General features: G+C 70.8%; 13 protein-coding genes and 1 tRNA gene. 9 read left to right on the top strand and 5 right to left on the bottom strand.

Going from position 1 to position 18,121, the window contains the following annotated elements:
• Nucleotides 1–206: 206 nt before the first annotated feature.
• On the bottom strand, nucleotides 207–1,133 hold the full coding sequence (locus tag LW587_RS05205) for a metallophosphoesterase (protein ID WP_232628532.1): 927 nt from the start codon (nucleotides 1,131–1,133) through the stop codon (nucleotides 207–209).
• A 6-nt stretch (nucleotides 1,134–1,139) separates the two neighbouring features.
• Entirely contained in the window at nucleotides 1,140–2,204 is a 1,065-nt protein-coding gene (gene ruvB / locus LW587_RS05200) for a Holliday junction branch migration DNA helicase RuvB (protein WP_269780297.1), read from the bottom strand.
• Nucleotides 2,205–2,384: 180 nt separating this feature from the next.
• Here ruvB and LW587_RS05195 point away from each other — a divergent pair, with 180 nt between their 5' ends.
• Together LW587_RS05195 and LW587_RS05190 are read left to right on the top strand one after the other, a co-directional pair.
• Nucleotides 2,385–4,106 (top strand): L,D-transpeptidase family protein, encoded by a 1,722-nt coding sequence (locus LW587_RS05195; RefSeq protein ID WP_232628530.1) that lies wholly within the window; start codon nucleotides 2,385–2,387, stop codon nucleotides 4,104–4,106.
• Between the two features lie 148 nt (nucleotides 4,107–4,254).
• Nucleotides 4,255–4,782: a Dps family protein gene (locus tag LW587_RS05190; protein ID WP_232628529.1), complete on the top strand. Its 528-nt coding sequence runs from the start codon at nucleotides 4,255–4,257 to the stop codon at nucleotides 4,780–4,782.
• 57 nt (nucleotides 4,783–4,839) lie between these two features.
• Here the strand turns inward: LW587_RS05190 and LW587_RS05185 are convergent, their stop codons facing one another.
• Genes LW587_RS05185 through LW587_RS05175 form a run of 3 tightly spaced genes read right to left on the bottom strand, consistent with a single transcriptional unit; the run spans nucleotide 4,840 to nucleotide 9,223 of the window.
• A complete protein-coding gene (locus tag LW587_RS05185; RefSeq protein WP_232628528.1) occupies nucleotides 4,840–7,551 on the bottom strand; it encodes a bifunctional acetate--CoA ligase family protein/GNAT family N-acetyltransferase in 2,712 nt (903 codons plus the stop codon).
• Between the two features lie 57 nt (nucleotides 7,552–7,608).
• Nucleotides 7,609–8,466: a prephenate dehydratase gene (locus tag LW587_RS05180; protein ID WP_232628527.1), complete on the bottom strand. Its 858-nt coding sequence runs from the start codon at nucleotides 8,464–8,466 to the stop codon at nucleotides 7,609–7,611.
• A gap of 13 nt (nucleotides 8,467–8,479) precedes the next feature.
• The gene (locus LW587_RS05175) at nucleotides 8,480–9,223 is read right to left on the bottom strand and encodes a 3-deoxy-manno-octulosonate cytidylyltransferase (protein ID WP_232628526.1); all 744 of its coding nucleotides are present in this window, start codon (nucleotides 9,221–9,223) and stop codon (nucleotides 8,480–8,482) included.
• Nucleotides 9,224–9,491: 268 nt separating this feature from the next.
• Here LW587_RS05175 and LW587_RS05170 point away from each other — a divergent pair, with 268 nt between their 5' ends.
• The 7 genes from LW587_RS05170 to LW587_RS05140 all read left to right on the top strand — a co-directional run bounded on the left by LW587_RS05170 (nucleotide 9,492) and on the right by LW587_RS05140 (nucleotide 18,076).
• A complete protein-coding gene (locus LW587_RS05170; RefSeq protein ID WP_232628525.1) occupies nucleotides 9,492–10,424 on the top strand; it encodes a c-type cytochrome in 933 nt (310 codons plus the stop codon).
• Between the two features lie 241 nt (nucleotides 10,425–10,665).
• Entirely contained in the window at nucleotides 10,666–12,579 is a 1,914-nt protein-coding gene (locus LW587_RS05165) for an extracellular solute-binding protein (protein ID WP_232628524.1), read from the top strand.
• Entirely contained in the window at nucleotides 12,576–14,459 is a 1,884-nt protein-coding gene (locus LW587_RS05160) for an extracellular solute-binding protein (protein WP_232628523.1), read from the top strand. Before LW587_RS05165 ends, LW587_RS05160 begins: the two co-directional genes overlap by 4 nt.
• Nucleotides 14,460–14,469: 10 nt before the next feature.
• Complete coding sequence (locus LW587_RS05155) at nucleotides 14,470–15,573, top strand: microcin C ABC transporter permease YejB (RefSeq protein ID WP_232628522.1); 1,104 nt, start codon at nucleotides 14,470–14,472, stop codon at nucleotides 15,571–15,573.
• An 85-nt stretch (nucleotides 15,574–15,658) separates the two neighbouring features.
• Nucleotides 15,659–16,162 (top strand): GNAT family N-acetyltransferase, encoded by a 504-nt coding sequence (locus tag LW587_RS05150; RefSeq protein ID WP_232628521.1) that lies wholly within the window; start codon nucleotides 15,659–15,661, stop codon nucleotides 16,160–16,162.
• Between the two features lie 103 nt (nucleotides 16,163–16,265).
• Nucleotides 16,266–17,795, top strand: a complete 1,530-nt coding sequence (locus LW587_RS05145; RefSeq protein ID WP_232628520.1) for an acyl-CoA synthetase — start codon at nucleotides 16,266–16,268, stop codon at nucleotides 17,793–17,795.
• A 188-nt stretch (nucleotides 17,796–17,983) separates the two neighbouring features.
• Nucleotides 17,984–18,076: transfer RNA gene (locus LW587_RS05140), tRNA-Ser, on the top strand.
• The last annotated feature ends 45 nt before the right edge of the window (nucleotides 18,077–18,121 follow it).

Below are 18,121 nucleotides of genomic sequence, written 5' to 3'. Positions count from 1 at the left end.
CCGCGTGTTCCGCATGCCAACGATCCTGTGATGACAGGATCAAGGGAGCGCCGATCCGCCGCGGTTCGGGCGGGGCCGATCGAAATCGCAGACAAAATCAACAGCTTGATAGAAGGACGCCGTGGATCGCGGTCACATCCGAGCGGCCTGGATCGCCCGGCCCCCGGCTTCGAGGGCGAATGCGCTATGCGTTGGCGACATATCTTTCAGACCGCTCCGTCCTCGGCACCGAGATCCACCACCACGATCTCCGGCGGTACGCCGAGCCGCACTGGAGCGACGCTCATGCCGAGACCGCCGGAGACGATGAGGTCGGCCTGCTCGCGGACATGACCATAGGCGAAGCGTTCGCCGTAGCGTGACGGCACCACGGGCGCGTGGCCGAACAGGCGCACCTGCCCGCCATGCGTGTGACCCGACAGCGTCAGCGCGATCCGCGGCGGTACATGAGGAAAGATATCGGGCTCGTGCGCCAGCAGGATCGCGGGCGCGCCTTCGGGAATTCGGGCGAGCGTGCCGGGCAGATCGTCCCGGCCGATGCCGGCCGCGCCGCGGTGCTGGCGGCTCGGCTGGAAGGCGAGCTGGTCGCCGAGCCCCGCGAGCCAGACGGTATGGCCGCGGACCGTCAGCGGCTGCGCCTCGTTCTCCAGCACGCGGATGCCGCTCCGGGTCAGCGCCGCGCCCGCGATGGTCGGGCCGGCGCCGCGGCGTTGCGCCGTGCGGTCCTCCCACCAATCGTGGTTGCCCAGGATGGCGTAGGTGCCGAGCGGCGCCGTGAGTCGCCCCAAGACGGGTGCCCACTCGGCCGCCTCCACATGTCGGGTCACCATGTTCATGCCCGAGACGTAGTCGCCGAGCAGCACGGTCACATCGCCACCCAGCGCGTTGGCCGCAGCGACGATGCCGGCAATTCGCGAGAGCGGCATCCACGGCTCGCAGGCATGCAGGTCGGCGAGTGCCACAATGCGCAGGGTCAAGCCCGGCGGCCAGGGCCCGAGCGGGCGCAAGGCATAACGGGTCACGACGAGGCGCATCGGCGCGATCCCGACGGCGTAGGCGCCGGTGCCGAGCCCAGCGAGTGCGAGGCCGCCGAGGCCAGTCAGCACCGTGCGGCGGGTGACGCGCGCCGGCACGCCGCCTCAGGCCTCCGGATCGTTGGCGCCACCGAACAGGCCGAACTGCGTCGCCGGATCGCGCCGCGGCTCGGCAAAGCCCATATGGCGGAAGGCGTGCGGGGTCAGCACGCGGCCGCGGGGGGTGCGCTGCACGAAGCCCTTCTGGATCAGGTAGGGCTCGATGATGTCCTCGATGGCGTCGCGGGGCTCGGAGAGGGCCGCCGCGATCGTCTCGATCCCGACCGGCCCGCCGCCGAAGGAGGCGGCGATCAGCGTCAGGTACTTGCGATCCATCACGTCGAGGCCGACGGGGTCCACGTCGAGCATCAGCAGGGCCCGGTCGGCGATTTCCCGGGTGACGGTGGGCGCGTCTTCGACGATGGCGAAGTCGCGCACCCGGCGCAGCAGACGCCCGGCGATGCGCGGCGTGCCCCGCGCCCGCTTGGCGATCTCGTTGGCGCCCTCCTCCGACATGCCGAGGCCCAACACCCGGGCGCCGCGGCGCACGATGAGTTCGAGCTCGTCGATCTCGTAGAATTCCAGCCGGATCGGGATGCCGAAGCGGTCGCGCAGCGGCGTCGTCAGCAGGCCGGCGCGGGTGGTGGCGCCCACCAGCGTGAACTTCGGCAGCTCGATCTTGACGGAGCGGGCGGCCGGGCCCTCGCCGATGATGAGGTCGAGCTGGTAATCCTCCATCGCCGGATAGAGAATCTCCTCCACCGCCGGGTTGAGGCGGTGGATCTCGTCGATGAAGAGCACGTCGCGCTCTTCGAGGTTCGTGAGCTGGGCGGCGAGGTCGCCCGCCTTCGCGATGACCGGGCCGGAGGTCGAGCGGAAGTTCACCCCGAGTTCGCGGGCGACGATCTGGGCGAGCGTGGTCTTGCCGAGGCCGGGCGGGCCGACGAACAGGACGTGGTCGAGGGCCTGGCCGGTCTTCTTGGCTGCCTCGATGAAGATCTGCATGTTGGCGCGGGCCGCCCGCTGGCCGATGAACTCGGACAGGCTGAGGGGGCGGATCGACTGATCGGCATCGTCCGGCCGGCGCTCCGGCGTCAGCAGGGTCTTCTCGGAAGGTCTGGCTTTGCTCACGGGGGTCTCGCGGGGCGACCGGCGCCCCGGGTTTTGCACATCCAGGCGGCCCGCACCACCGCGGCACGGGGCCCGGCCCCACGGGCGCCGCAACGCGGGACAACGCCCATCGGGCGCGCGGAGGGAGATGGTAACCATCCCCCCGGATGATCGCGCTTCGTGTCCCCGACGAGACCCGCGATGCCGTACGTCCTCCCCGCCCCGCGCGGCACCCGGCTGCTCGGCGGTGCCGCGGCCCTCGCCCTGCTGCTCGCCACGCCGCTTCGGGCCGAGCCTCCACCCGAGCCCCGCTCCGACTCCCGGATCAACCTGCGAATCGAGCCCCGCGCCGAGGGCAAGGCCGAGCCGAAACCGGAGCTGCGGCCCGATCCCAACCCGGAGGCCAAAACCGAGAAGGCAGAGCCCAAGCCGGCAAGGGCCGAGACGCGGCCGGACGCCGCTCCGACCGAACCGGCGCCCGTCAAGAAGGTGTCACGGGAGCTGCCGCCGACCGTCTACGCCCGCGTCTCCGAAGATCCACTGCCGACCTACACGGCGCAGACCTTCGTCGAGACGATGCGGGCCGCCGAGCGCTATCAGATCTATGCCGAGGCCGGCGGCTGGAAGACCCTGCCGCCCGACTTCGCCCCGAAGCCCGGCGACAGCCATCCGGCGATCCCGTCGTTGCGCCACCACCTGACGCTGACCGGCGACCTGCCCGCCGAGGCGCCGCCCTCCGATCGCTACGACCCGCCGCTGGTGGCCGCCGTGAAAGCCTTCCAGGCCCGGCACGGCCTGCCGGATTCAGGCATCCTCGGACGGCTGACGCTCAACGCCCTGAACGTGCCGGCGGAGGTCCGCCAGCGGCAGCTGCGCGCCTCGGCCCAGCGGGTGTTGGGATCGAACTTCGCGTTCGGCGAGCGCTACGTCGCCGTCAACATCCCCTCGGCGACCGTCGAGGCGGTGGAGAATGGCGCGGTGACCCGCCGCTACGTCGCGGTGGTCGGCAAGCCCGACAAGCAGACGCCGACGGTCGAGACCCGCATCACCGACGTCAACCTCAACCCGACCTGGACCGTGCCGATCTCGGTGATCAAGAACGAGATCATCCCGACGATGCGCAAGAATCCGGGATATCTGGCCAAGAACCACATCCGCATCCTCGGCCCCGGTGGGGTCGAGGTCGATCCGACGACGATCGACTGGACCACCGAAAAGGCGGCCAACTACACGCTGCGCCAGGATGCCGGCTTCGACAATTCGCTCGGGCAGGTGCGGATCGACATGCCGAACCGCCACGCGATCTACATGCACGACACGCCCTCGAAGTCGCTCTTCGCCGGCTCGGTCCGGTTCCACTCCCATGGCTGCGTGCGCGTCGGGCAGGTGAAGGAGTTCGCCGCCTGGCTGCTCCAGGGCACCGAGGGGCCGAACGGGGCCGGCTCGGTCTGGGGTCCGATCGAGATCGAGACCGGGATCGCCACGGGCGACCGGCGCGACGTCAAGCTCGTCAAGCCGGTGCCGGTGGCCTTCGTCTATCTCACCGGCTACGCGACCACGGACGGGCGGGTGCATTTCCGCGACGACATCTACGGCCTCGACACGCCCTCCGCCGCCCCGGCCGGGACCGCTGCCGCGGCGAAGCCCGCCGCCCCGCCGCCCGATGTCGCGACCACGGGCGCGCTCGGCCAGCGGGGCCTGCCGTCGCGGTCCGAGGCCGCGGGCGGGACGCCGCGCCCTCCCGCGCCGGCGGCCAAGCCGGCGGTCAAGGTCGAAGGCGCACGGCCCGAGGCGCCAAGGGCCGTCGCTCCCGCACCAGGGCCGGCCCCGATCGCGGCGAAGCCGCCCGTCCGCCGGGCCGTCCCTGCGCCGGACGGCGAGCCGGGCCTCGTTCCGCCGGGTCTCGTCGGCGGGAGGACCTGAGCCGGCATGCGCCATGGAGCCTTGGCATCCCCCGACAGGGAGGCTGCCATGCGCGCTGGAACAATCGCCTCGAAAACCTCATTCTGCCCGACGAGTGCCGGCGCTCGGACGCTGGCCGCGTTTCGAAGACAGTTTGAGGATTTCCGCGATGGCCAAGGCTAAACTGCGCGTCGCCAGCGACCGGCTCAACACCCCGACCGACCTCAATCCGGAGGACGTCACCAAGATCGCGCATGGCTTGACCGTGCTGCTGTCGGACCTGTTCGCGCTCTTTATCAAGACCAAGAACTTCCATTGGCATGTCAGCGGCCCGAATTTCCGCGACTACCATCTCCTGCTCGACGAGCAATCCGAGCAGATTTTCTCGATCATCGACGCGGTCGGCGAGCGCGCCCGCAAGATCGGCGGCACCACCCTGCGCTCGCTCGGTCAGGCCGAGGGCCTCAAGCGCGTCCAGGACAACAACGCCGATTACGTCAGCCCGCTCGAGATGCTCAAGGAGTTGCGGGACGACAACAAGACGCTCACCGCCAACATGCGCGAGCTGCACGCGGTGACCGACGAGGCGAACGACGTCTCGACCACGAGCCTCCTGGAGGAGTGGATCGACCAGGCCGAGGAGCGCACGTGGTTCCTCTACGAGTCGACCCGCGACGCCACCGAGAGCGGCCACTGACCCCCGCCGACATCGTCATCGAAAGGGCCGCCGATCCGAGAGGGTCGGCGGCCTTTCTCATGCGCTGCCGCCGGCCCCGACCCGCAGCTTGACCTTGACGAGGCCGGACTCGTCCGGGGCGAGCCGCTCCTCGAAGCCGAGATGGCGGCAGACGGAGCGCATGGCCCGGTTCTCGGCGAGCACGCTGCCCTCGACGCAGGCGATGCCCTCCGTACGGGCCCAGTCGATCATCATGCGCATCAGGGCGATGCCGAGGCCGGTGCCCTTGATGTCGGAGCGCACGAGAATTGCGAACTCGCCCGAATCATGGTTGGCGTCAGCGTGGAGCCGGACGGCGCCGAGCATGCGCCGGTCGCCGTCCGGCCCCTCCTCGGTGGCCACGAAGGCGATAGCCCGGGAATAATCGAGCTGGGTCAGCCGGGCCAGGAAGGCGTGGCTGAACTCACGCACGGGGGCGAAGAAGCGCAGGCGCACGTCCTCCGGATCGACCTGTCCGAAGAAGGCGCGGAACATCCCCTCGTCCTCGGGCCGCACCGGGCGGACCTGGATGCGCCGGTCGCCGGCCACGAGCCGCCGCTCCCACTCGGCCGGATAGGGTCGGATCGCGAAGCGGGGATGCCATCGGCCGCGGCGGCGCTCCGACCCGGCCTCCGCCTCGATCCGCACCCGCGCGTCGAGAGCGAGAACGCCGTCCGCGTCGGCGAGCAGGGGGTTGATGTCGAGTTCGCGCACCGCCGGCAGGTCGGCGGCGAGCTGGGCGAGTTTGACGAGGGTGAGCGCGATGGCGCCCGTGTCGGCGGCGGGCACGTCGCGGTAGGCCGCCAGCCGGCGGGCGACGCGGGTGCGCCCGATCAGTTCGCCCGCCAGAGCGAGGTCGAGGGGCGGCAGGCCGAGCGCCCGGTCATCGATCACCTCCACCGCCGTGCCACCGCGGCCGAACACGACGACGGGGCCGAAGACCGGATCCTCCGCGAGCCCCGCGATCAGCTCCCGTGCCTGGGGCCGGCGCACCGTCGGCTGGATCGCGAACCCGGCGATGCGGGCCTCTGGGCGCAGAGCCCGCACCCGGGCGATCATGGCCCGGGCGGCCTCGCGGACGTCGGCCTCGGACGTGAGGCCGAGGCGCACGCCGCCGACCTCCGACTTGTGCACGACGTCCGGCGAGACGAGCTTGAGGGCCACGGTCCCTCCAGCGGCGATGAACGGCCAGGCCGCAGCGGCGGCTCCCTCGGGATCGGGGGCGAGGGCGACGGGCACCGACTCGATCCGGTAGGCGGCGAGCAAAGCGGCGATGGCGCCGGGATCGAGCCAGGTCCGGCCCTCGGCCAGCGCCTGCTCGACGATTCCCCGGGCCGCGGCGATGTCCGGCGAGAAGTCCCGCGGCAGCGAAGCGGGGGTGCGCATGAGGTCGTCCTGGGCCTCGCGGTAGCGCACGAGGTGCAGGAAGCCTTCGACCGCGTCGGCATCGGTCGGGAACAGGGGAATCTTGGCCTCGCCGTAGATCGTCCGGATCGCCTCGTCCTCGCCGATCGAGACGGCGAAGACCGGCTTGCGCCGCCCGGCCTTGCGGCCCGACGCGACGGCGGCGGCGACGGTCTGCGCCACCGCGCGGCTACCGGCCCGGGCGGTCGGCACATGGATCGCGAGCAGGGCATCGCTCTCACGGCAGGCGAGCAGCGGCTCCAGGGCGCGGGCATAGTCCTCCGGCACCGCGTCGATGCCGAGATCGAGGGGGTTGGCCCGCCCGCCATGCCGCACCGGCTCCAGGGCCGCGAGCGCGGCCGGCGAGGGCGCAGAGAGGGCACCGCCCCGGTCGGCGAGGCCGTCGGCGGCGAGAGCACCGATGCCGCGGCCGTTCGAGACGATCATCAGGCGATGGCCCGGGAAGGGGCGCTGGCGCCCCAGCGTCTCGACCGCCGAGAACATCGCGTCGAGCCCGTCGACGGCCAGCAGGCCGGCCCGGCGGAACGCGGCCTCGTAGACCGCGCCCGGCCGGGCCAGGGCGCCCGTATGGGTCTCGGGGGCGTGGGCGGACGCCTCGTGACGGCCGGTGCGCAGCACCACGACCGGCTTGGCCCGGGCCGCGGCCCGGGCGGCGCTCAGGAATTTCCGGGCATCCGCGACGTGGTGGAGGGAGAGGATGATCGCGCGGGTGTGGAAATCCTCGGCGAAATGGTCGAGGCAGTCGGCCACGTCGACATCCGCCGAACGGCCGAGGGTCATCACCGCCGAGAAGCCGACACCGCGCCGGCCCGCCCAGGCGGCGATGGCGGAGGCGACGGTGCCCGATTGCGAGATCAGCGCGAGGTCGCCGGGCTTCGGGGGTTGGGCGAGGAGGCTGGCGTTGAGGCCCTTGGCCGGGACGCTGAGGCCGACGCTGTCGGGCCCGATCAGGCGCAGGCCGTAGCGCCGAGCCGTGGCCTGGGCCGCGCCCATCGGTGCGGCCTCGCCCTGGCCGAGATGGGCCGAGAGCACCACCGCCGCGGCGGCCCCGGCCCGGCCCGCCTCCTCGACGATGCCGGGCACCGCCCCCGGGGGCGTCGCCACCATGACGAGGTCCGGGGGCTGGGCGAGGCCGGCGATGGAGGGCACGCAGGCGAGCCCGTCGACGCTCGCCTCCCGGGGATGGACCGGAACGATCTCGCCCTCGAACCCGCCCGCGCGCAGGCCGTCGATGATGGCCCGGCCGACCGAACCCGGCCGGTCTCCGGCGCCAACCACCGCGATCCGGCGCGGGGCCAGGAGGTCGTCGAATCGATAAGTGCTCATCGCTCGCCGAAGATCAGGACGGAGGGCGACGGTTTAGACCATGTCAGGCGGGAACGGTTATTCCGCCGCCTGCCGGGTCGCCTCGCGGAAGGGATGGGCCGGATAGGTGCCGATGATGCGCACCTCGCGGGAGAAGTAGCGCAGTTCGTCGAGGGCGCGACGCAGGCCGTCATCCTCGGGATGGCCGTCGACCTCGGCGTAGAACTGGGTCGCGGTGAACTGGCCCTCGACCATGTAGCTTTCGAGCTTCGACATGTTGACGCCGTTGGTGGCGAAGCCGCCAAGCGCCTTGTAGAGCGCCGCCGGGATGTTGCGCACCCGGAAGATGAAGCTCGTGACATGGGCGCCGTCGCCGGGATCGGACGGCACGGCCTCGGGCGCGAACACGACGAAGCGCGTGGTGTTGTGGGCCTCGTCCTCCACGTCCCGCTCCAGGATGTCGAGACCGTAGACCTCGGCCGCGAGCGCCGGGGCGAGCGCGGCGCGGGTCGGATCGCCCGCCTCGGCCACCTCGCGGGCCGCGCCCGCGGTGTCGCCCGCGACCACGGCCTTGAGGCCGAGGCGGCGGATGACGCGGCGGCACTGGCCCAAGGCGTGGACGTGGCTGTGCGCGCTGCGCAGCCCCTCCGCCGGGGCGCCGGGCAGCACCATGAGCTGGAAGTGGATCGGCAGGAAGTGCTCGGCGATGATGTGCAGCCGGGCCGTCGGGATCAGGTGGTGGATGTCGGCGACCCGGCCGGCGATCGAGTTCTCGATCGGGATCATGGCGAGGCCGGCCGCGCCTTCGTTCACCGCCGCGAAGGCGTCCTCGAAGGTTGGGCAGGGAAGATAGGTCCAGTCCGGATAGGCCTGAGCGCAGATGATGTGCGAGTTGGCTCCGGGCTCGCCCTGATAGGCAATGGTGCGGTCGGTCATGGCGCGGGACGCTTCAGTTGAGGCGGCGGGTGGCGAGCAGCGCCCGGGCGCGTTCCAGGTCGGCCGGGGTGTCGACGCCGAGGGGCAGGTCGGTGACGAGGGCGGCGTCGATGCGCATCCCGGCCTCCAGCGCCCGCAGCTGCTCCAGCTTCTCCCGGCGCTCCAGCTCCCCCTGCGGCAGGCGGACGAAGCGCGCGAGCGCCTTCCGGCGATAGGCGTAGAGGCCGATATGGTGGAACAGCGGCCCATCCCCCCAGGGCGCCCGGGCGCGCGTGAAGGCGAGCGCCCGGAGGCGATTGGGGCCGACGGTGTGACCGATGATCTTGACGACGTTCGGGGCGTCGGCCTCCTCCGACCGCTCGATCACCGCCGCCAGGGTGGCGATGTCGACATGCGGATCGGCCAGCGGCATCACCGCCGCGCCGATGATCGCCGGGTCGATGGTCGGGAGGTCGCCCTGCACGTTGACGACGACATCGTGATGGCCCTCCGGATCGATGATCTCCAGCGCCTCGGCGAGGCGGTCGGAGCCCGAGGGGTGGTCGGCCCGGGTCATCACCGCGAGCCCGCCGCGGGACTCGATGGCGTCGACGATCTCGGGCGAGTCGGTCGCGACCACGACGGGGCCGATCCCCGATTCGACGGCGCGTCGCCAGACATGGACGATCATCGGCTCACCCGCGAGGTCGGCGAGCGGCTTGTTCGGCAGGCGCGTGGCGGCGAGCCGGGCCGGAATCAGAATGAGCGGATCGGACATGGCGTGGGGCGATGACCTTGCGGCGTCGCGGGCGGCTCTACCAGCGGCGGCCGGGCTTGTCATCGCGGGGGGGAAAGCAGGGGACCGCCGTGGCTGGTATACCAGCCCATGGGAAAACCGGCCGTGCGACAGCGCGCTGCGCGCGCGGGCCATTGTCAAGATCGGCCCCGAACGGCTAATCACCCTCGAAATCTTCCAAAGTCCGGCGTCTTGCCCGTCGGGCCCCCATTCGCCGGGTCCCTCATCCCGCGCGCCGGAGCAGTCGAGCATGGATTCCTTCGAGCTGAACAAGGTCGCCGGCGCAGTTCTCGGCGCCCTGCTGTTCGCAGTCGGGTCGGGTTTCGTGGCGGAGCTGATCTACCACCCGAAGCCCGCGGGCAGCGCGGGCTACGCGCTGCCCGAACCGGAGCCGAAGGCCGCCGCTTCGGCCGCCGCCGCGCCGAAAGCCGAACCGGTCGCCGTGCGGCTCGCCAGCGCCGACGCCGACAAGGGCAAGGGCGGCACCAAGGCCTGCGCCGCCTGCCACAGCTTCGAGAAGGGCGGCCCGAACAAGGTCGGCCCGGACCTGTGGGACGTCGTCGAGCGGGAGAAGGCGCATGCCGCCGGCTTCGAGTACTCGGCCGGCCTGAAGGAGAAGGGCGGCACCTGGACCTACGAGGATCTCGATCACTTCCTCGAGAACCCGAAGGGCTATGCCAAGGGCACCAAGATGGCCTTCGCGGGCATCGGCTCGCCGACCGAGCGCGCCAACGTGATCGCCTATCTGCGCACCCTCTCCGACAGCCCCAAGCCGCTCCCGGTCGCCGAGAAGAAGGACGAGGCGGCCAAGCCCGCCGAAGGCGAGAAAAAGCCCGCCGAGGCCGAGAAGAAGGCCGAGGGCGAGAAGCCGGCCGCCAAGCCGCCGGAGAGCAAGCCCCCGGAGAGCAAGCCCGCCGACAAGGCCCCCGAGAGCCAGACCGGCGACAAGGACAAGAAGCCCGAGACCAACGCACCCCAGGGCGCCGAGGGCGACGGCAAGGGCACGGCCCGTCCGGTCCCGGCCCCCGAGGTGCAGCCCCAGCGCAACGAGGTCGCGCCGCCCCAGGCGCCGGAGGCCAAGCCGTCGGGCGACGTCGACACCCAGAAGGCGCCGGCCTCCCCCGAGGCCCCGGCGGCCACAGAGGCGCCGGCCAAGGCCGATCCCGAGGCGCCCAAGCCGTAAGGCGACGATTCATCGAGACCAGGAAGGCCGGGCCGGAGCGCCCGGCCTTTTTCGTTGGGCAGTCGTTTTTCGGACAGGCAGTCGTTTTTCGGACAGACAGGCCTCTTTCGGTCGGACAGGCGCGTCCGGCGAGGCTGCGCGCTCGCGGCGGCTTGGCGCGGGGGGCCCGGGCGTCCTAGAACGAGCCCGGATTTTCGCCCGTTCCGACGAACGGGTGCGACAGACGGGAGACCGCGCCCAGGTGACAGGACACGCCGTGATCGCACGCCGCAGCTTCCTTGCCGGAGCGCTCGCCGCCCTCGGCCTCCGCGGGCCCGCCGCCGCCCAGGAGCCGGCGGAATCGGCGGCCAAGGCCTCGGCCCAGGCAGCCCCCGACCGCTGGCGCCACGCCCTGACCCTGCTCGGCGAACCGAAATACGGGCCCGACTTCCCCCATTTCGAGTATGTCGACCCGAAGGCCCCGGTCGGCGGCCTCGTCCGCCTCGGGGCGCAGGGCGGGTTCGACAATCTCAACGTCGTCGTCAACGGGCTGAAGGGCGACCTCGAAGGCGGGATCACCCAGATCTACGACACGCTGATGGAGGATTCGGGCGATGAGCCGTTCTCCTCCTACGGCCTGCTCGCCGAGGCGGTGCGCGTCGCCCCCGACGGGATGTCCGTGACCTACCGCCTCCGGGCCGGCGCCCGCTGGCACGACGGCCGGCCCGTCACGGTCGAGGACGTGATCTGGTCCTTCGAGACGCTCAAGGCCAACAGCCCGTTCTACGCCGCCTATTACCACAGCGTGACCGGGGCCGAGCCGGGCTCCGAGCGCGAGATCACCTTCCGCTTCTCGGAATCCGGCAACCGCGAGCTGCCCCAGGTGCTGGGTCAGATGCAGGTGCTGCCGAAGCACTGGTGGACCGGCCAGACCGCGGACGGCAAGCCACGCAACCCCGCCGAGACGACGCTGGAGATCCCGCTCGGCTCCGGCCCCTACCGGCTCGTCAAGCTCGATCCAGGCCGGTCGGCGACCTACGAGCGCGTCGCGGACTACTGGGGCGAGGACCTGTCCGTGAACCGCGGACGCAACAATTTCGGCACGATCCGCTTCGAGTATTTTCGCGATGGATCGGTGCTGCTGGAGGCCCTCAAGGGCGACCTCTACGATTTCCGCACCGAGAACGTCGCCCGCAACTGGGCCACGCAATTCGACGATTTCCCCGCGGTCCGCGAGGGCCGGCTCGTCAAGGAGGAATTCCCGGGCCGCGGCACCGGGATCATGCAGGCCTTCACGTTCAACCTGCGCCGGGACAAGTTCAAGGACGAGCGGGTGCGGCGCGCCTTCAACCTCGCCATGAACTTCGAGGAGATGAACCGGCAGCTGTTTTACGGACAGTACCAGCGCATCAATTCCTACTTCTTCGGCTCCGAACTCGCCTCTTCCGGCCTGCCCGAGGGCAACGAGCGGGCGATCCTGGAGAGCGTCAAGGACAAGCTGCCGCCCCGCGTCTTCACCGAGGTCTACAAGAACCCGGTCAACGACACGCCGGAGGCCGTGCGGGCGAACCTGCGCCAGGCGGTCGGCCTCCTCAAGGAGGCCGGCTTCGAGCTCAAGAGCGGGCAGATGGTCAACAAGACCACCGGCGAGCCCTTCACGGTCGAGTTCCTGGAATTTCAGAACGTGTTCGAGCGGGTGATCCTGCCGTTCGCGGCGCAGCTCAAGCTCATCGGCATCCAGTGCAGCGTACGGGTGATCGATCAGGCCCAGTACCAGAACCGCCTGCGCGCCTTCGACTTCGACATCACGACCACGAGCTGGCCGGAATCGCTCTCGCCGGGCAACGAGCAGCGCGAGTACTGGGGCTCGGCCGCCGCCGAGAAGCCCGGAACGCGCAACGTCGCCGGCATTCAGGACGCCGGCATCGACGCCCTGATCGAGAAGGTGATCTTCGCGAGCGACCGCGAGACGCTGGTGGCCTCCACCCGCGCCCTCGACCGGGCGCTCCTCGCCCACAACTACGTCCTGCCGCAATGGTCCTCGCCGGTCGTCCGAACGATCCGCTGGAACCGCTTCGGCCGCCCGGCAGTGCTGCCGCGCTACGGCTCCTCGGGCTTTCCGACGATCTGGTGGTACGACGAGGCGCGCGCCGCCAAGACCGGGGCACCGCGTTGAGCGCCCGCCCGACGCGCCGCGGGCTCGTCCTCGGCACCGGGGCGCTCGCCGCGGCCGCCGCCTTCCCCCACCGCCTCCGCGCCGAGGGCGCCGAGCCCACCGGGGCCCGCCACGGACTGTCGAGCTTCGGCGAGCTCAAATACGGCCCCGACTTCCCGAACTTCGACTACGTGAACCCGATGGCCCCGCGGGGTGGACGATTCTCGTCCCAGCTCGTCCAGACCTTCGGCAACCAGGGCTTCGATTCCTTCGATACACTCAACCCTTACGTGTTCCGCGGCAACGGCGCCGGCGGGCTGAACTTCACCTTCGACAGCCTGATGGTGCGCGCCCTCGACGAGCCGGATGCCGCCTACGGGCTGATCGCCCGCACGGTGGAGACGAGCCCGGACGGCCTGACCCAGCGCTTCCGGCTGCGGCCACAGGCCTATTTCCACGACGGCTCGAAGCTCACCGCGCGCGACGTCGCCTTTTCGCTCAAGATTCTGCGCGACAAGGGCCATCCGGCGATTTCGCAGGAAATCCTCGATCTCGAGGATGCGGTGGCGGAAGCCGACGACGTGGTACTGGTGCGCTACAAGCCGGGCTATGCCCGCGACCTGCCGCAGACGGTGGCCGGCCTGCCGATCTTCTCCGAGACGTGGTGGAAGGGCCGCGATTTCGAGGCCTCGACGCTGGAGGCGCCCCTCGGCTCCGGCCCCTACCGCGTCGGGCGGATGGATGTCGGCCGCTTCATCGAGCTGGAGCGGGTGCCGGATTACTGGGCGGCGGAACTCCCGGTGAATGTCGGGCGCAACAACTTCGATGCGCTCCGCTATGAGTATTTCCGCGATCGGCGGGCGGCGTTCGAGGCGTTCAAGAGCGGGGCGTTCACCTACCGGGAAGAGTTCACCTCCTCGATCTGGGCCAACGGCTACGATTTCCCGGCGGCGCGCGAGGGCCGGGTGAAGCGGGTGACGCTGCCGAACAACGCGCCGGCCAGCATCCAGGGCTGGTGGTTCAACACCCGCCGCGAGGTGTTCAAGGACCCGCGTGTGCGCGAGGCGATCGGGCTGTGCTTCGACTTCGCCTGGACCAACCGCAACCAGATGTTCGACACTTATGTCCGCACGGACTCGTTCTTCGAGCGGTCGGACCTCAAGGCGACGGGAAAGCCGGGCCCGGATGAACTCGCGCTGCTCGAACCCCTGCGCGACGCCCATCCTGAGCATCTGCCCTCGGAAGTCTTCGGCGAGGCCTGGGTGATGCCGTCGAGCGACGGCTCGGGCCAGGACCGGGCGCTGCTCAGCCGCGCCAACGCGCTCCTGAAGGAGGCGGGCTGCACCCGCGACGGCAGCGTGTTCAAGCTGCCAAGCGGCGCGCCGATCGCCTTCGAGTTCCTCGACAACGACCCGATCTGGGAAGCCCGCACCCAGCCCTTCATCCGCAATCTCGCCCGGCTGGGTCTCCAGGCGCGGCAGCGCATCGTCGACGCCTCGCAATACCAGTTGCGCGTGCGCGATTTCGATTTCGACATCGTGATCCGCAACGCCTCGCAGGGGGCGACCCCGGGGCCGGAACTGCGCACCACCTTCGGATCCTCCGCCGCGGCCATGGCCGGGACCAATAACCTCGCGGGCATCCACAGCCCGGTGGTCGATGCCCTGGTCGAGAAAGCCGTGACCGCCACCTCGCGCGCGTCGCTGGAAACCGCCTGCCGGGCCCTGGACCGCGTGCTGCGCGCAGGCCGCTACTGGATTCCGATGTGGTACGCCCCGAGCTACCGGATCGCGACCTGGGACGTGTTCGGCCATCCGGCGACCCCGCCGGCCTACGGCCTCGGCACCCCGGACCTGTGGTGGTACGACGCCGAGAAGGCGCGCCGGATCGGCCGAGACTGAGGCTCCAACCATGCTCGGCTACATCCTGCGGCGCCTCGCCCTCATGGTCCCGACCATCTTCGGGATCATGCTGATCACCTTCGCGATCATCCAGTTCGCCCCCGGCGGACCGGTCGAGCGGGTGCTGGCCCAGCTCCAGGGCCAGCAGGAAGGCTCGCTCTCGCGGGTCACCGGCGGCCAGGGCGATCTCGGCGGCGGCGCTACCCGCGGCGGCGGGGGCTCCGAGACCTCCAAATATCGCGGCGCGCAAGGGTTGGACCCCGCCTTCATCAAGAAGCTCGAAGCCCAGTTCGGCTTCGACAAGCCGGCGCCCGAGCGCTTCGCCAAGATGCTGTGGGACTATGTCCGGTTCGATTTCGGCCGCAGCTATTTTCGCGACGTGAGCGTGCTGCAGCTGATCAAGGAGAAGCTGCCGGTCTCGATCTCGCTGGGGTTGTGGATGACGCTCCTGTCCTATGCGATCTCGATCCCGCTGGGAATCCGCAAGGCGGTCTCCGACGGTTCGCGCTTCGATGTGTGGACCTCAGGCGTGGTCATCGTCGGCTACGCGATCCCGAGCTTCCTGTTCGGCATCCTGCTCATCATCCTGTTCGCGGGCGGCTCGTTCGTGCAGATCTTCCCGATCCGGGGCCTCACCTCGGAAAACTTCGAGTCGCTCTCCCTGTGGGGCAAGGCCATCGACTACGCGTGGCACCTCACCCTGCCGCTGACCGCTTTGGTGCTCGGCGCCTTCGCGACCTCGACGCTGCTCACCAAGAACTCGTTCCTCGACGAGATCCGCAAGCAATACGTCCTCACCGCCCGCATGAAGGGCCTGACCGAGCGCCGCGTCCTCTACGGCCATGTCTTCCGCAACGCGATGCTGATCGTCATCGCGGGCTTTCCCGGCTCCTTCATCACCGCCTTCTTCACCGGCTCGCTGCTGATCGAGACGATCTTCTCGCTGGACGGCCTCGGGCTCCTGTCCTTCACCTCGATCGTCGGGCGCGACTATCCGGTGGTGTTCGCGACCCTCTACATCTTCTCCCTGCTCGGGCTGGCCGTGAACCTGCTCTCCGACCTGATCTACACCTGGATCGACCCGCGCATCGATTTTTCCGCCCGCGCGGCCTGATGGCGGGGGCCGGCGGGCGGCGTCGTTTGCCGGCTGAGGAGCGGGCTGCTATCGGCCCAGGGGTCCGCGCCGAGACTCCGCTTCCGTGACCGCCCTCCCCCTCGTCCTCCGCCCCGAGCATCCCGACGACGGCTCGGCCATCGAGCGGCTGCACGCCCGCGCCTTCGGGCCGGGCCGCTTCGCCCGCACCGCTTATCGCCTGCGCGAGGGGGCGGCGCCCCTGCCCGACCTGTGCTTCACGGCGCTCGTCGGCACCTATCTGGTCGGTTCGGTGCGGGTCGGCCCGGCGGAGGCCGATGGCGGACCGCTCCTCGTCCTTGGCCCCCTCACCGTCGATCCAAGCTTTTCGGGACGCGGCATCGGCTCGTCTCTGATGGGGGCCAGCCTGGAGGCGGCCCGTCGCACCGGCCACGGCCTCGTGACGTTGGTCGGCGACGCACCCTATTACCGCCGCTTCGGCTTCCGTCCGGTCCCCCCGGGGCGGCTCGTCCTGCCGGGGCCGGTCGATCCGGCCCGCTTCCTCTGGCTCGCCTTGACCGAGAACGCGGAGGATCACCGGTCCGGCCTCGTCCGGCCGGCGCGCGGCTGACCGACGAGTCGCGCCCGAGCGGCGCGCGGCCGCAGCGGCCGCGCTTGACGGGGCGGGAGCGGGAGCGGACACCGGAGGCCGCCCACGACGACCGGACGCCCCCGTGCCGATCTCCGACGACCGCCTGCCGCCCGCCCGCTTCAACGCGGCCCGCCATTGCCTGGAAGCGAACGCGCGTCAGCGCGGTGACAAGACGGCCCTCGTGATGGCCGGCGATGGCGGTGCGGTGAGCCGCCTCACCTATGCCGAGGCCGATCGGGCGGTGCGCGGCATCGCGGCGGGCTTACTCGGGCTCGGGCTCAGGCCCGGCGACCGGGTGATGATCCGGATGGGCAACGAGACCGATTACGTCCTCGTCTATTTCGGCGCACTCGCCGCCGGCCTCGTCGCCCTGCCCTCCTCGCCCCAGCTGACCGCCGACGAGGCCGCGTTCCTGATGGACAATGCCGCGGTGGCGGCGATCGTCGTCGGCGAGGGCTTCTCGACGCCCGAGGCCGGCACGGGCGGCCGGCTCTGGCTCGACGCCACGGACGTGGCCGTCCTGAAGGCCGGTGCGCCGCTCCCCGCCTATGCCGACACCGCCGCCGACGATCCGGCCACCCTGGTCTACACCTCCGGCACCACGAGCCGCCCCAAAGGCGTGCTCCACGCCCACCGCGCGGTCTGGGGCCGGCAGCCGATGCACGCGCACTGGCTCGGTCTCACCGAGGCCGACGTGATGCTGCATGCGGGCACGATGAACTGGACCTACACGCTCGGTGTCGGCATCACCGATCCTTGGGCCTGCGGGGCCACGGCGGTGCTCTACAACGGCCCGCGCGACCGTGGCATCTGGCCCGGCCTGATCGACGCCCATGGGGCGACGATCTTCGCCGCGGTGCCGAGCGTCTATCGGCAGATCCTCAAATACGCCGACCTCGCGGCCCATGACCTGTCGCGCCTGCGCCACGGCGTGACGGCAGGCGAGGCGCTCAGTCCCGACCTCCTCGACGACTGGACCGCCCACACCGGCAAGCCGCTCTACGAGGCGCTCGGCATGAGCGAGATCTCAACCTACGTGTCGAGCGGGCCGACGATCCCCGTGCGTCGCGGCTCGCCGGGGCGGCCCCAGCCCGGCCGGCGGGTCGCGATCCTTCCCGTCGAGGGTGCCCCGGAACCGCTGCCGGCCGGCGAGACCGGCCTGCTCGCGGTGCACCGGTCCGAGCCCGGGCTGATGCTGGGCTACTGGCGCCGGCCCGAGGAGGAGGCGGCGGTGATGCGCGGCGATTGGTTCGCGGGCGGCGACCTCGCCAGCCTCGACGCCGACGGCTACCTCCAGTTCCACGGCCGCAACGACGACCTGATGAACGCCATGGGCTACCGCGTCTCGCCGGTGGAGGTGGAGGGGGCCCTCGCCGAGCACCCGGACGTGGCCGAAGTCGGCGTCACCGAACTCGCGGTGCGCGCCGACCTGCGGGTGATCGCGGCCTTCGTGGTTTTGCGCCCCGGCGCCGCGCCCGATGCCGAGGGTCTCAAAGCCTGGTGCGGCGAGCGGCTGGCCGGCTACAAAACCCCCCGGGAGATTCGCTTCCTCGACGCCCTGCCCCGCACGTCCAACGGCAAGGTCCAGCGCAAGCGCCTCGCCGAGGCGTGAGGCGCACCGGCCCCGAACCGGCGCTGGCCAATCGCCCGCGCGGGGAACGCGGCCGACCCGCCGCCCGCCACCGCAACCCAGACACGCTCCCAAAACCCTCATCGGCCCGCCGGATGTCGCGATCTGTCCCACGCCCCCCCGCGAAGAGGTTGACCCGTCCCCGGAGAGCTTCTAGAGCCAGGGGGCGAGGAGACGTGGCCGAGAGGCTGAAGGCACTCGTTTGCTAAATGAGCATACCCCTAAGAAGGGTATCGAGGGTTCGAATCCCTCCGTCTCCGCCACTCACCTGTTCGCCTTCCGTCGCGACAGGTGGTGACCTTCCCGAC

This window comes from Methylobacterium sp. Leaf118, assembly GCF_920984675.1.
Taxonomy (GTDB): Bacteria; Pseudomonadota; Alphaproteobacteria; order Rhizobiales; family Beijerinckiaceae; genus Methylobacterium.
The sequence above is the reverse complement of the archived record's forward strand: the minus strand, read 5'-3'. Positions and strand labels throughout refer to the sequence as shown.

What these genes read in the sequence shown, in the direction of transcription:
- LW587_RS05195 (WP_232628530.1), top strand. Translation starts at nt 2,385, where the DNA reads ATGCCGTACGTCCTCCCCGCCCCGCGCGGCACCCGGCTGCTCGGCGGT.
- LW587_RS05190 (WP_232628529.1), top strand. Translation starts at nt 4,255, where the DNA reads ATGGCCAAGGCTAAACTGCGCGTCGCCAGCGACCGGCTCAACACCCCG.
- LW587_RS05185 (WP_232628528.1), bottom strand. Translation starts at nt 7,551, where the DNA reads ATGAGCACTTATCGATTCGACGACCTCCTGGCCCCGCGCCGGATCGCG.
- LW587_RS05180 (WP_232628527.1), bottom strand. Translation starts at nt 8,466, where the DNA reads ATGACCGACCGCACCATTGCCTATCAGGGCGAGCCCGGAGCCAACTCG.
- LW587_RS05175 (WP_232628526.1), bottom strand. Translation starts at nt 9,223, where the DNA reads ATGTCCGATCCGCTCATTCTGATTCCGGCCCGGCTCGCCGCCACGCGC.
- LW587_RS05170 (WP_232628525.1), top strand. Translation starts at nt 9,492, where the DNA reads ATGGATTCCTTCGAGCTGAACAAGGTCGCCGGCGCAGTTCTCGGCGCC.
- LW587_RS05155 (WP_232628522.1), top strand. Translation starts at nt 14,470, where the DNA reads ATGCTCGGCTACATCCTGCGGCGCCTCGCCCTCATGGTCCCGACCATC.